This window comes from Devosia sp., assembly GCF_028290625.1.
Lineage (GTDB): Bacteria > Pseudomonadota > Alphaproteobacteria > Rhizobiales > Devosiaceae > Devosia.
Genome location: NZ_JAQGJM010000001.1, coordinates 214,734 through 226,778, shown reverse-complemented (window position 1 = coordinate 226,778; position 12,045 = coordinate 214,734). Strand labels below are relative to the sequence as shown.

At 63.2% G+C, this 12,045-nt stretch carries 14 protein-coding genes; 8 read left to right on the top strand and 6 right to left on the bottom strand.

Features of this window, described 5'->3' with window-relative positions; all coding sequences use genetic code 11:
- Position 1: 1 nt before the first annotated feature.
- Positions 2–484: a hypothetical protein gene (locus tag JWR51_RS00845; RefSeq protein ID WP_299742320.1), complete on the top strand. Its 483-nt coding sequence runs from the start codon at positions 2–4 to the stop codon at positions 482–484.
- Here JWR51_RS00845 and JWR51_RS00840 read toward each other — a convergent pair.
- The 3 genes from JWR51_RS00840 to JWR51_RS00830 all read right to left on the bottom strand — a co-directional run bounded on the left by JWR51_RS00840 (position 459) and on the right by JWR51_RS00830 (position 4,070).
- The gene (locus JWR51_RS00840) at positions 459–2,561 is read right to left on the bottom strand and encodes an FUSC family protein (protein ID WP_299742317.1); all 2,103 of its coding nucleotides are present in this window, start codon (positions 2,559–2,561) and stop codon (positions 459–461) included. The two genes, JWR51_RS00845 and JWR51_RS00840, sit on opposite strands and share 26 nt — an antisense overlap.
- A gap of 95 nt (positions 2,562–2,656) precedes the next feature.
- Positions 2,657–3,112, bottom strand: coding sequence for an Rrf2 family transcriptional regulator (locus tag JWR51_RS00835; RefSeq protein WP_299742314.1), 456 nt, complete (start codon positions 3,110–3,112; stop codon positions 2,657–2,659).
- Positions 3,113–3,296: 184 nt separating this feature from the next.
- Positions 3,297–4,070 (bottom strand): alpha/beta hydrolase, encoded by a 774-nt coding sequence (locus JWR51_RS00830; RefSeq protein ID WP_299742311.1) that lies wholly within the window; start codon positions 4,068–4,070, stop codon positions 3,297–3,299.
- 187 nt (positions 4,071–4,257) lie between these two features.
- On the opposite strand from JWR51_RS00830, the gene JWR51_RS00825 reads away from it, so the two are divergent.
- The 3 genes from JWR51_RS00825 to JWR51_RS00815 all read left to right on the top strand — a co-directional run bounded on the left by JWR51_RS00825 (position 4,258) and on the right by JWR51_RS00815 (position 6,951).
- Positions 4,258–5,793, top strand: a complete 1,536-nt coding sequence (locus tag JWR51_RS00825; RefSeq protein ID WP_299742308.1) for a winged helix-turn-helix domain-containing tetratricopeptide repeat protein — start codon at positions 4,258–4,260, stop codon at positions 5,791–5,793.
- A gap of 122 nt (positions 5,794–5,915) precedes the next feature.
- Positions 5,916–6,374, top strand: a complete 459-nt coding sequence (locus JWR51_RS00820; RefSeq protein WP_299742305.1) for a MarR family transcriptional regulator — start codon at positions 5,916–5,918, stop codon at positions 6,372–6,374.
- Positions 6,375–6,387: 13 nt separating this feature from the next.
- Positions 6,388–6,951 carry an isochorismatase family protein gene (locus JWR51_RS00815; protein ID WP_299742302.1) on the top strand — a complete coding sequence of 188 codons (564 nt, stop codon included), beginning with the start codon at positions 6,388–6,390 and terminating at the stop codon, positions 6,949–6,951.
- Between the two features lie 119 nt (positions 6,952–7,070).
- Here JWR51_RS00815 and JWR51_RS00810 read toward each other — a convergent pair whose 3' ends face one another.
- On the bottom strand, positions 7,071–7,640 hold the full coding sequence (locus tag JWR51_RS00810) for a DUF308 domain-containing protein (RefSeq protein ID WP_299742299.1): 570 nt from the start codon (positions 7,638–7,640) through the stop codon (positions 7,071–7,073).
- 63 nt (positions 7,641–7,703) lie between these two features.
- Positions 7,704–8,282 (bottom strand): TetR/AcrR family transcriptional regulator, encoded by a 579-nt coding sequence (locus tag JWR51_RS00805; RefSeq protein WP_299742296.1) that lies wholly within the window; start codon positions 8,280–8,282, stop codon positions 7,704–7,706.
- A 336-nt stretch (positions 8,283–8,618) separates the two neighbouring features.
- Here JWR51_RS00805 and JWR51_RS00800 point away from each other — a divergent pair, with 336 nt between their 5' ends.
- The 3 genes from JWR51_RS00800 to JWR51_RS00790 all read left to right on the top strand — a co-directional run bounded on the left by JWR51_RS00800 (position 8,619) and on the right by JWR51_RS00790 (position 10,360).
- A complete protein-coding gene (locus JWR51_RS00800) occupies positions 8,619–8,975 on the top strand; it encodes a dihydrofolate reductase family protein (protein WP_299742293.1) in 357 nt (118 codons plus the stop codon).
- Between the two features lie 84 nt (positions 8,976–9,059).
- Positions 9,060–9,656, top strand: a complete 597-nt coding sequence (locus JWR51_RS00795; protein WP_299742290.1) for a TetR/AcrR family transcriptional regulator — start codon at positions 9,060–9,062, stop codon at positions 9,654–9,656.
- Complete coding sequence (locus tag JWR51_RS00790; protein WP_299742287.1) at positions 9,653–10,360, top strand: DUF4386 domain-containing protein; 708 nt, start codon at positions 9,653–9,655, stop codon at positions 10,358–10,360. Before JWR51_RS00795 ends, JWR51_RS00790 begins: the two co-directional genes overlap by 4 nt.
- A 29-nt stretch (positions 10,361–10,389) precedes the next feature.
- Here JWR51_RS00790 and JWR51_RS00785 read toward each other — a convergent pair whose 3' ends face one another.
- Complete coding sequence (locus tag JWR51_RS00785; RefSeq protein ID WP_299742284.1) at positions 10,390–10,959, bottom strand: diguanylate cyclase; 570 nt, start codon at positions 10,957–10,959, stop codon at positions 10,390–10,392.
- 367 nt (positions 10,960–11,326) lie between these two features.
- On the opposite strand from JWR51_RS00785, the gene JWR51_RS00780 reads away from it, so the two are divergent.
- Complete coding sequence (locus tag JWR51_RS00780) at positions 11,327–12,034, top strand: transglutaminase-like cysteine peptidase (protein ID WP_299742281.1); 708 nt, start codon at positions 11,327–11,329, stop codon at positions 12,032–12,034.
- The last annotated feature ends 11 nt before the right edge of the window (positions 12,035–12,045 follow it).

Sequence of the window (12,045 nt, the reverse complement as noted above, 5' to 3'; positions counted from 1 at the left end):
CATGCGCATAGCTGGCCTGATAATGTTGTCGTTACTATTGAGCCTGCCCACATGGGTGCAGGGGTCGGATGGGCAAGAGAAATTGCCCGCGGGCCTCAAGGTCGGCGACAGCCTGGGTTGGGGCTGGGACATGTTCAAGGAATGCACATCACAGGTCTTTGCCCTCGATGAGGCGACCGCCCTGGCGATCGAAAAAGACGGGCTCAGCGCCTTCGCCACCATGAGCGGGCCGATCGAGAGCAGCGAATGGCGCTATGCGCCATGGCAGCAGACACCGGTGGATTCGGATTCGCAGGCAAGCTGGAGCGTGGACGGCTATGTTTGGGGTGGGCTGGCGTGCGGGTTGAACGCCGAGTGGCAGGCCAAGAGCGCCCATATCGGCACCAAGCCGGGCGCTTACTATAGTTTCGGGCGCGGCGTGCTGCTGCTGGTCGATCCTGGCCAGCGCCTCGTGGTGTTTACGCAGCGGGACTCGCTGCGCTAGGCGTCACCTCGGGCGTAGCCTGCCCAAGAAGCGCTGAAATGACTTCGAGCGAGAAGGCCGGGTCCTCGTCCTCGGTGATCGGCAGCGGCGGCCGGGCCGGGTCAATCACGTCATCGCCGGGATGGGGACGATCGAAGAGGGTGGTTCTGACTCTGGTGGCGCGCTCGATGCGGGTGGCGATTTCGGCGGCCAGAACATCGATGCGCGCCAGTGTCGCCGGCTCGATTGCTCGCTCGGCTTGCAGGCTGCGCGCCAGCGAACGGCCCCAATGGGCGGCGCCGGTGAGCAGCAGCAGCTTTTCGCGGATCTGGCCGAAATGGGTCACCGCGGTCCAGGGGCCACCGAGCGGACGCACCATATTGCCGAGATCGGTATAGGCACGGTCGAGCGCGCGCGACAGCGGCAGCAGGGTTTTAGCGTCGGTCTCGCCATGGGCACGGCTGCGCGCGGCAATTACCAGCGCACCCAAAGCCGCCAGATATTTGTCGAGCGCTTCGGCGACACTGGTCGAGGCGCGGGCCGGGAACACGAAGAAGGCAACGCCGACACCGGCCAGCGCGCCCACCAGCGTTTCCTCCAGCCGCAGCAGCAGCAATTCCGGGGTGAACATGCCCATGACGCCATAGAGCAGCGCCAACGCTACGGTGATGAAGAAAATCATCACCGAATAGGAGCGCTGCAGCACATAGAAGGCGAAGAAGAACAGCACCGGCACGGCGATTGCCGAAACGATCATCTGGTCATGCAGGAGCGTGGCGATAACGGTGCCGACGATGAAGCCCGCAAAGGTGCCGCCCGAACGCTGCACGGCGCGGAAGGCCGTATCGGCACGCGATTTGGTGTTGTTGAACAGGATGAATGCGGTGATCACCGCCCAGTACCAGCGATTGGGCGACAGCATCAAGCCGACGCCCATGGCGATGGCGCAGGCCAGGGTGATCTGGATCGGCCGCTGCAGGCTAACGGGAATGAAGCCGGCCGCAGCACTCGCCGCCGGGGCTGGTGCAGGCGCGGCTGTGGCATCGCCGGGCACCGGCACAAAGGCCGGTGAAGGTTTGGCTTTGAGCAAACCATCAAGCCGTTGGCGGGCGCGGTGAACCCGCACCAGCAGGCGCGACGCTACCTCTTCGCCGGAGGCTTCGGGCAGCGCGGCGACCTGTTTGTACACGGCGGTGCCATCGCCATAGAGCACGGCCGCCAACAGGTCCGCGGAGGGTCGGGCCAGATAGCTCGCCCGCACCATACGCTCCACTGAGAGCTGCAGTTCGAACAGACCCACCGCCAGGTCGGAGGCGGCGCCAGTGGCGGCCAGCGAGCCCACCTCGCCCTGGGGAATGAAGCCCTCGGCCATCAGCACGATATCGCGCAGTTGCGATAGTTGCGCCTGAAGCGAACGCCGGTCGCTTCCGGGCGCGGCAGTGGTGCTTGCGGCGGCGATAATGTCGCGCAGGATGACGTTGATGCGCCGGTCGATGGTGATCATGGCGCGGCGGAAATCCTGTTCGGGATCGTTGCGCAGGATGACATTGGTGACCAGATGGGTGACGGCGAATGACAGCACGATAGCGAACGCGACCCAGCCGATATCGGCCGGCTGGGGGCGCAGGTAATCGCCCATGAAATAGGCCATGAAGGCGATCATGCCCATGGCGAACCAGCGCTGGCCGAACTTGCGGACATAGACGGCGCCAAAGATCACTACGAGGAAGACGATATCGGCCACCACCGGCATCGGGGCCAGAACCGCGGCGGCCAGCACGGCCAGCGTGGCGCCGACGCAGCCGATGGCGCGGCTGGCGAGCTGGGCCATGGCGGTCTTGTCGGTAATGGCCATGGAGCCGAGGAACGAGATCAGGACCGCCATGCCATAGGCAGCGATCGGCAAGGGCTGGATCAGCGTCACGCCGCCGAGCAGCGCCAGGCTCAGCAACAGGGAGAGCATGGCCCGCGAGGCCATCCGCAGCCGCGAGAATGCCGGATCGGAGGCAGCGATCCGATCGCGCAGGCGGCCGAATAGGCGACGATTACCAGCGGTTTCGGTCTCCGGGTGGCCCGACTGAACGGCGGTATCAACCATTGGGTGCAACTTCGATTCGTGCGCTGGCAGCAGCTTAGCGCAGTCTGCCCGACTCAAGCGTTACCAAGATTGCGGGGATGATACGATTGTGTAGCCTAGTGCGCTTGGTGGTCGGGGTCCCGGCCGCCCGCGAGGCATTTGGCGTCGAACTCGGCCGCCAATTGGGCCAGCGTCACCTGTGAAAACCGCGCCATGAGTTGGGTTTCCGCAGCGGCGAGAGCATCGGCGACGGCGTCGTTGACCACGGCCTCGACGGCGCAGGCCGGATTTTCATTGTCGCTGCCGATGCCGAACAGGCGCTGGGTTCCCAGCGATCGATAGATATCGAGCAGAGTTATCTCCGACAGGTCCCGGCCGACGGTCCAGCCGCCGTGGTGGCCCTTTTCGGCGCGCACGAGCCCGGCGTCGCGCAGACCCGCCAGCGTGCGGCGCACGACAGCGCCGTTGGTCCCCAGCATCGCGGCGATCTGCTCGGAGGTGAAGGGACCATCATGGCGCGCCATGTGGAGCAGCACGTGGAGCATCCGCGATAGCTTGCTGTCCTGCCTCATGGGTGAGCATCTCCCGGTTCGAGGGTCGTCGTCCATACGCCAAAGCCGAACGGGGGCTGTATCGGACACGCGCTTCATACCATTATGCGTCTTTTATTGATACATGATGTGCCCGGCCCTGAGAATGGAAAGAGCCGGGCGCCCCTGGGGCGTCCGGCCACTTCAGTCCGTTCATTTGGGAGCACTACTTCTTGGCGACGGCCACGGCAGCCTGCTCGATGAGGTCGACTACGGCGGCGGGATTGGAGACGTAGACGGCGTGGCTGCCGGGGACTTCGACAGTCGTCGCGCCGGCCCGTTCGGCCATCATGCGCTGCGCCGGGGGCGGGATCATGTGGTCATCGCTGGCGACCATGTACCAGCTCGGCGTTGCCTTCCAGGCCGGCACGGTGACCTTGCCCTCAAGCGCCGCGACGCCCCACGGAACCTGCGAGTCGGCCATGAAGGAAGCGAGATCGGGGCGGACATCGGCGGCGAACGAGGCGGCAAACTGCGCCTTGTCGAGCATCAAGAAGCCATCGACAGGCGGCAGGATCGGTGGGACCGGAGCGCCGGCCGGGGGATTGGCGATCAGGCTCGAAACCGACTCGCCGGCATCGGGGGCAAAGGCCGCGATATAGACCACACCCGCCACCTTGGGGTCGGTACCGGCTTCGGAGACCACGACGCCGCCATAGGAATGGCCCACGAGGATGACGTCGCCGGAAGCGGCGGCGATGGCGCGCTTGGTCACGGCCACATCGTCGGCCAGCGAAGTCGTTGGGTTCTGGACGATGGTGACCTCATATCCGTCCTTCTTGAGGATCTGGTAGACGCCCTCCCAGCCCGAGCCATCGACAAAGCCGCCATGGACCAGAACGACGGACTTCACAGGCTGGGCACTTGCGGTCTGGACGCCGGTGGCAGCGACGCCAAGAGCCAGGGCAGCAGCGGCGAGAGTTGTTACAGGGTTCGACATTTGAATTCTCCTTCGCATTCAGGTTTGTTGCACTATTGCGAGTAGGACTATGCCGTAAGGTTTCGGAGCGCGCTTTCAGGCGGCCTTCAGGGCGCCTTGTATTTCCATTCAGGCGACTTTGATTTTGCGTGCAAGACGCGCTTACAATGCCGGCATTCTATTCTTGACGAGACCGGGAGCCAACACGTTGCCGTATATCTTCGAGGACTTCGCGTTGGACGGCAATCGGCGTGAACTTCGGCGCGGAGACGAGCTGGTCGCGGTGGAGCCGCAGGTGTTCGATCTGCTGCAATACCTGATCCGCAATCGCGACCGCGTGGTCAGCAAGGACGACCTGATCGAGGAAATCTGGCAGGGACGGATCGTCTCGGATGCAACGCTTGCGAGCCGCATCAACGCTGCCCGCAATGCGCTGCGTGACAATGGCGTGGACCAGCGTCTCATCCGTACCATGCTGCGACGCGGCATCCGCTTCGTCGGCAATGTGCAAGAGGACGGTGGTACCGAGGCGGTGGCGCCGCCCAGCTTGACCCTGCCCGACCGCCCATCGATCGCCGTCTTGCCATTCGCCAATATGAGCGGGGATCCGGAGCAGGACTATTTTGCCGATGGCATGGTGGAGGACATCATCACCGGACTGTCCCATGTGCGCTGGCTGTTCGTCATCGCGCGCAATTCCAGCTTCACCTACAAGGGCCGCGCAGTGGACGTGAAGCAGGTGGGGCGCGAACTCGGCGTGCGCTATGTGTTGGAGGGCAGCGTGCGCAAGGTGGGAAACCGCGTCCGCATCACCGGCCAGTTGATCGACGCCGAGGACGGCAGTCATCTGTGGGCCGAGCGCTATGACCGCGACCTTACCGACGTGTTCGCGGTGCAGGACGAGATCACCATCAGCGTCGTGGCGGCCATCGAGCCCAATCTGCGCCGCGCCGAGATCGAACGGGTCAAGCGCAAGCGGCCCGACAACCTGGACGCTTATGACTTTCTGCTGCGTGCCCTGCCTGACGTCTACACCTTCATGCCGCCGGGTGCCGCCAAGGGCCTGCCGCTGCTGGAGCGGGCGCTGGCCATCGAGCCAAGCTACGCGCTGGCGCATGGGTTTGCGGCCTGGGCGTATCAGACGCTATTCATAAGGGGCGGCATGGATGGGGCGGATCGCGTCAAGGCGCTGCATCATGCCCATGCGGCGATCGAGCTGGGCCAGGGCGACGCCATGGCGTTGGCGCTGGCCGGCTTTACCATTGGCCTTGTGGAGCATAACCGGGGCTTGGCCGAACAGGCATTCGCGCAGGCGCTGGCGCTCAGCGCATCCTGCGTTTTCGTCTATGCCTTCGGCTGCGTGCCGGTGGCCTATGGAGGCGATGCGGCGCGGGCCATCGAATGGGGCGAGCGCGCCATGCGGCTCAGCCCGCTGGATACTATGAGCTGTATTCCCCAAGGCATTATCGGCTTCGGCAATTTCCTGCTGGGCCGGCACGAGGACGCCGTCGCTGCCGGCCGGCGGGCGGTGGAATTGAACCCCGGCTTCAGCATTTTGCATGGATGGCTGACGGCACCGCTGGTAAGGCTGGGGCGGCTCGATGAGGCGAAAGCGTCGGCAGCGCGGCTGATGGCGCTCGACATGCATTTCTCCATTGGCCGCTGGTCCGCCGCCGTCGGCATTGCGCCGGGTATTATGGGCGACCTGACCGACGCGATGCAGACGGCGGGTTTGCCGGAGTAGCACTCTCGGATTTCCCGGAACGTCTCCGGCGTCCTCGCAAGGGCGCGAAATCTCGTCATCGTGATATATGAAGGCAACCTTCGTAGTTGACCTAAGAAGGTAACCTTCATATATTTGCCGGCATGATCAAACCTGCCCCTACCGTCGATATCGATACCGAACGCGCCGCTGCGCTGGCCGAGCAGTTGCGTCTGACCGTCAGCAAGCTGCATCGCCGCCTCCGTGAGGAGGGCAATTTCGGCGATCTCACACATTCCCAGTCCAAGGTGCTCATTCGCCTGGAACGCAGCGGGCCGGCGACGGTCACGGCGCTAGCCGAGGCCGAGGGCATGCGCCCGCAATCGATGAGCGGCATCGTGTCGGCGCTGAAAGCGGCTGGGATGATCGAGGGCAGGCCCGATCCCAGCGACGGGCGCCAGACTGTCCTCAGCCTGACCGATACCTGCCGCCGCACCGTCGCGGCCGCCCGCGCGGCCAAGCAGGATTGGCTGTTCCGCGCCCTGCAACACCAGCTCACCCCCGCCGAGCAGCAAGGGCTGGCCGGCGCCGTCGCCCTGCTCGACCGCCTGATAGAACCCTGATCCAGAGACAACAATGAGCCTCACCACCCTCGATCCCAAAACTGCCCTCGTCGTGCTCGACCTGCAGGAGGCGATCCGCGCCTTCGCGCCGGGCGATGCCACCAGTGCCGTATTCAAGGCCGCCGGCACCCTCACCGCCGCCTTCCGCAAGCACAACCTGCCGGTGATCCTGGTCAATGTTTCTGGCACTGCGCCCGGCCGCACCGAGACGCCGCGTGGCGTCTCCGGCGGCTTTCCGCCCGAGGCGATGACCTTCGTCACCGAACTGGGCCAGCAGCCATCCGACATCGTCGTCACCAAGACGAGCTGGGGCGCCTTCCCCACCACCGATATCGAGCAGAAGTTGCGTAACCTAGGCGTCACCCAGGTGGTGCTGGCCGGCATCTCCACCACCTCGGCCGTCGAATCCACCGCGCGCCAGGCCTATGAGGCCGGTTTCAACGTCACCCTGGCGCTCGACGCCATGCTGGACACCAACCCCGAAGCCCACGCCGCCGCCGTCAAATTCACCTTCCCCCGTCTCGGCGAGACCGGCAGTTCCGCCGACATCATCGCCCTGCTCGACCAGAACCGCTGAAACGAGCCACGGAGGCCTTCATCTTCGGGGCCATTGCCTGCCTCGTGGCCGCGGGGCGCGCACCGGCCACAGGGTAGGCTATGCCCGGGCCATGGCGAGGCGTGGCCCGGGTTACGCACTTACCTGTTGCGCAATCTCTTGCTGACGACCAGCCATAGCGCCGACACCAGAAAATAGATGGCGCCGAAGCCCGCATATCCGGCGATCGTGGGGATTACAGCGGACACGGGAGCCTGGGCCTGAACGACGAAAAAGGCACCGGCCAGAGCCGACTGGCCGCCACTCAGGATCATCGCCCATTGGGCTCCGGTTTTCCAACGGCGAATGGCGGTCGCGAGCTGAAGCAGGCCCGACAGAAAGGCCCAGGCGCCGAAGACCACGAGGACGGCGCTCAGGCCCATCTGCAGGGTCACGAGCACGCCCAGTGTGGTGGCCAGGCTGACGAAGACGTTCAGCGCTTGCGTGCGGTTCTGGGCCAATCCGCCGTTTTGCGCCGCATCCATATAGTTGGCCGCCGCGTCCCAGAGCGGGTAGATCACCAGCAAGACGGCGCCGAACAGCGGGTATTGCTGACCCAGCGTCAGGGTGACTGCCACCCAAGCGGCCGAGAACGCCGCGCGGCTGAAGTAATATCGCGTAAGCCAGCGTTCCTGGGTCGATGGAGCGAGGTTTGTATCGATGGTCGACATGGTATTCCTATCTACTAGTTGGTAGGATCGAGAATATGATGTGGTCGGAGGGACCAGGTGAGGTTAGTCGGAGAGTTTATCGAGCAGGGAAGCGGTGATTAGCCCAAACACCTTCGGATCGTCATAGGCCCGGGCAGACAGCATTGCGCCATGCACAGTGGCCATGAAGGTTTCGGCCTCGACTTGCGGCGTGTTCGCGAGTTGAAAGACGCCCGACTTGGCGCCACGGTCGAAAGCCGATGTTAGCCACGCCGATAAGGTTTCGAAGTGATAGCGGACCTCGGCCGCAACCTCGGCTGGCAGGGCCGGGAGTTCGCTGGCCAGAAGGGCACAGACGCAAAAGGGAGCGCTCGCGTCCATGAGGCAGCGCTCCCAATAGCCGACATAGCTTGCGAGTTGCTCGCGTGGGCCAGGGGCTGTCCGTTCAAGCGCGACAAATCCGGCGCGGGCATCCTCGCGGTAGCGATTGACAAGGACGCGCACCAGATCGACCTTGCTGGGGAAATGATGGTGGATACTGGCTTTACGGATCCCCACCACGGCGGCAATGTCCGCATAGCTGAAACCGTTGTAGCCGCCCGAAATGATCAGGGAGCGGGCACAGGCAAGGATGTCGTCGGCGGTTGAGGACAGGTTGGTCATGGGTTTTATCTACCTATTGGTAGGTAGAGAGTCAAGGCGCCTGATCAAACTCCATTGGGGTGTCGAAAAATGCGGCGCTGGTTTGTTGTTGTATCAAGCGCATTGAGGAGAACATCATGACTGCGACCTATACCGTTGACCTCTTTTCCAGCCTGAATGGCTTCGGCTCCATAGTGGAAGCTGGGGTGGCTACTGGGTCAAGCAGGGCCCGGAGCTGCTGCAGCGCCGGCTCGACCTGTATGAGCCGGAGCAGCGGATGATCTTCGGAGCGAACACGTATCGGGCATTTGCGCAGATGCTGACCGAGAGCAACGAGGGGTCCGACGTGCGTGACCCATGGGTCACCAGGTGAGGAACCTGCCGACGACGGTGGTGTCGACCATAATAAAAGGCCCCCTGGACTGGCCGGACGCGACCCTCGTCAGCGGTAACGCCGTCGACGTCGTCGCCAAGCTTAAGGCGGAGTCCAATGTACCATTGCGCTCGCATGGCAGCCTGTCGATGAACCGGGCGCTGATGGCCGCGGCTTTGGTCGACCGCGTGCAGGTGACGCTGTTCCCCGCCATCACCCCTCAGAATGGACAGGAGCCGATCTTCCGTGGCGGGGCCGATTTCGACCTCGAACCAATCGAGAGCCGGACGCTCGACGGCCGCACGCTGGAGCTCACCTACCGGCCCATTCTGCATGTCTGAGCCGGCTCCGCCGAAGGCCCATTGACACGTTAGAGTATTAGCTCTATTCATCGCGTTAGAGCTAATACTCTAACGGACGTTTCAGTGACCCCCACGACCAAAAATCGCATTCTCGACACTGCTCTTGCGCTGTTCAACGAACGGGGTACGGGCAACGTCACCACCAACCACATCGCCGACGCGCTGGGGATGAGCCCCGGCAATCTCTATTACCACTACCGCAACAAGGCCGAGATCGTGCGAGGGCTGTTTGCCCGCATCACGGCCGACTGGGCGACAAACTACGCCGTGCCGCCCGCAACCATGCCCAGCATCGCAATGATGGAGGCCATGGTGGCCGGCAATTTCGAAATCCAGGCGCGCTATCGCTTTTTCTTTCGCGACCTGACTCTGTTGCTCAACGCCGATGCCGAACTGGCATCCGCCTATCGCGGCAGCCGCGAGGCCGGCATCGGCAATACCAAGTTTCTCATCAATCTCTTCACCGAGGCGGGCGTTGTCGCGCCTGTCGGCGATAGCGAGGCGCTCGACGACATGGCGCAATTGCTCTGGCTGGTCGGCGACTTCTGGCTCGTCTTCAAGGACTCCGGCGGGGCTGAGTTTAGCCAGGCCGATATGGACCAAGGCGTCCGGCTGTTCCGGCGCATCCTCACCCCCCATCTCAAAGGACAATCGAAATGAACGCCACCTCCCGCACCGCCGGCGGCCTGCTCGTCGCCGTACCCCTGCTGTTCACCGCCGGCTTTACCGGCCTGCAGATGACATTCGAATATCCCGATATCCTGCGTCATCCGGCGGGCGAGGTTTTGACCCGCTTTGCCGCCGCGGGCGCGGATTTGCACCTCTACTGGTACGCCATGATGTTCGCGTCGCTGCTGATGATCGGCGCGGTGATCGCCACGGGATTGCGCTTCTGGGAGCAGAACAACCTGCTGTCGGCACTGTCGATTGGCGCCGGCGTGCTGGCTGGCCTGGTCCAGGCCCTCGGCCTGCTCCGCTGGGTCATGCTGGTGCCGAGTCTGGCGGCCATGTATGTGGCGCCTGACGCAACCGAGACCAGCAAGTCCATGGCTATCGCGCTCTTCGACGCCACCAACCATTATCTCGGCATGGGCGTCGGCGAGCACCTGGGCTACTTCTTTACCGCCATCTGGACGGTACTACTTGCCACTCTCATCCTCAAAACCAGCCGTATCCTGGCTGTGGCCGGCGTCGTTATCGCACTCGGCGTGGCCTCGGGAATGCTCGAACCCTTCGGCGTGCCGCTGACCGGGCTTATCAACTCCATCAGCTACACGCTTTGGGCCCTATGGACGTTGGTGCTCGGCATCGTGCTGCTCCGCGCCAAGGCGCAGGCCCTCACCACTGCTGCCCAGCGGGCCTGACGGCCGGTGGGGGCAAGGCGCGCTTGCGATCAGTTTATCGAGATACGGTGGCTATCCAGGCGGCGCACGGAATCGAGGGCGGCCTGGGCATCCGTGTATAAGTCTCGCCCTTCTCCTGGCTCGAACACGGCCCCGCCCACAGCGACGTCAAGCTGCGAGATGCCGTCGTGCGTGAGGAACACCGTGTCATCCACGGAGTCGCAAATGCGCTGGGCGATCGCGTCCGCCAAATCCTCGGGGGCGCCGCGCAACAGCACCGCGAAGCGGTAGCCTTCGACATGGCCCACTAGATCATCGAAACGAACGGCCTGGCGGATGGCCTGAGCCATGAGAATCAAGGTCTCCTGGGGCGCATCGGGATTGCCGGCCGCTACAAACTCCGCGCGGTCCGCCAAGTCGATCAATAGCAGAGCCCCAGGGCGCTGCGCCTGCTCCGCGGCCACCATGACCATGAAACGATCGCTACGCAGCGCACCGCTGACCGGATCCAGATCGCTCGCCTGAATGGCGATGGCCGGTGGACGCTCTTTGCGGCGTCTGTCAACGCGCTCATTTCCCCGACCCATCAAGCCCCTCAGCCAATCCGCGAATGTGCCCATTATATGCCCCTAGTGTTGTGGCCACAACGTGCCATCGAGGTCTCAACCATCACTGATGAGGCTAGGTGCAATTTTATCGATCATACAGAAAACGGGGCAAAGCGCCGGCGCAAACAAACGATAAAATTTTATCGAATTTGTATATCTATAATATACTACGTCGCTTTGTGAAGTTTTATGGCATTGCGGATAGCTTCCTGCAAGTAATCAGGAGGCGCCGATGCTTAGAAAAGCAATATTTGTTTTTACCGCAGCCATGGGACTTTTCTCTATTGTCCCCGTTGCCTCAAGCTTCGGCTACAATCCTGATATGGGCCGCGCCCAACTGATCAACACATCGCCTACGATAACCAAAACGCGGGTTTCCGTGGCCAGAGCGTTGCAGCCTGCCAGCGTCTTCATGACGCCTGCGCCGGTTGCGGCGCCAACGGTCAATATGGGGGTTTTCGGCTCGGTCGCGATTTCTGCCGCCCGCCTTCCGGCAGCAGCAAAGTGGCAGCAGGTGACCCAGGCAGACTTCAGGGCGATGTTCGGGCCCGACTGTGCGAGCAGCGGCCTTGCGGGGTGCAATACACGATTTGCCAACACGCTGCGCGGCGTCGCCGATCGGGCCAATGGATTGTCCGAGGTGGCGATGCTCAACCTGGTCAATCGGTCGGTCAATTCGACGATGAAGTATCGCGAGGACACCGCGATTTGGGGCGTCGGCGACTATTGGGCCACGCCATCCGAAATGGCCCGCAAAGGGGCCGGTGATTGCGAGGACTTCGCGATAGCCAAATTCTGGCTCCTGCGCAGCCTTGGGGTGCCGGCGGAACAGTTGCAGCTCGTCGTGTTGCAGGACACGCGCCGGCAATTATTCCATGCGGTTCTGGTCGCCCATATGGGCGCCGACAGCTACGTGCTCGACAATGTCACCAGCCGGCTGAACCTGGACACGGCCTATGGGCAATACCAGCCCATCATGAGTTTCTCGGCAGGCCGCAATTACATCCACGGCTTTACGGGCGCCAATACCGCAATGGCATCGATGCCCAAGGATCTTTCCGCAGTGTCGCCCGGCGAGGGTCTCTAATAGAAACGGCC

What these genes read in the sequence shown, in the direction of transcription:
- JWR51_RS00845 (WP_299742320.1), top strand. Translation starts at nt 2, where the DNA reads ATGCGCATAGCTGGCCTGATAATGTTGTCGTTACTATTGAGCCTGCCC.
- JWR51_RS00840 (WP_299742317.1), bottom strand. Translation starts at nt 2,561, where the DNA reads ATGGTTGATACCGCCGTTCAGTCGGGCCACCCGGAGACCGAAACCGCT.
- JWR51_RS00835 (WP_299742314.1), bottom strand. Translation starts at nt 3,112, where the DNA reads ATGAGGCAGGACAGCAAGCTATCGCGGATGCTCCACGTGCTGCTCCAC.
- JWR51_RS00830 (WP_299742311.1), bottom strand. Translation starts at nt 4,070, where the DNA reads ATGTCGAACCCTGTAACAACTCTCGCCGCTGCTGCCCTGGCTCTTGGC.
- JWR51_RS00820 (WP_299742305.1), top strand. Translation starts at nt 5,916, where the DNA reads ATGATCAAACCTGCCCCTACCGTCGATATCGATACCGAACGCGCCGCT.
- JWR51_RS00815 (WP_299742302.1), top strand. Translation starts at nt 6,388, where the DNA reads ATGAGCCTCACCACCCTCGATCCCAAAACTGCCCTCGTCGTGCTCGAC.
- JWR51_RS00810 (WP_299742299.1), bottom strand. Translation starts at nt 7,640, where the DNA reads ATGTCGACCATCGATACAAACCTCGCTCCATCGACCCAGGAACGCTGG.
- JWR51_RS00805 (WP_299742296.1), bottom strand. Translation starts at nt 8,282, where the DNA reads ATGACCAACCTGTCCTCAACCGCCGACGACATCCTTGCCTGTGCCCGC.
- JWR51_RS00800 (WP_299742293.1), top strand. Translation starts at nt 8,619, where the DNA reads ATGGGTCACCAGGTGAGGAACCTGCCGACGACGGTGGTGTCGACCATA.
- JWR51_RS00790 (WP_299742287.1), top strand. Translation starts at nt 9,653, where the DNA reads ATGAACGCCACCTCCCGCACCGCCGGCGGCCTGCTCGTCGCCGTACCC.
- JWR51_RS00785 (WP_299742284.1), bottom strand. Translation starts at nt 10,959, where the DNA reads ATGGGCACATTCGCGGATTGGCTGAGGGGCTTGATGGGTCGGGGAAAT.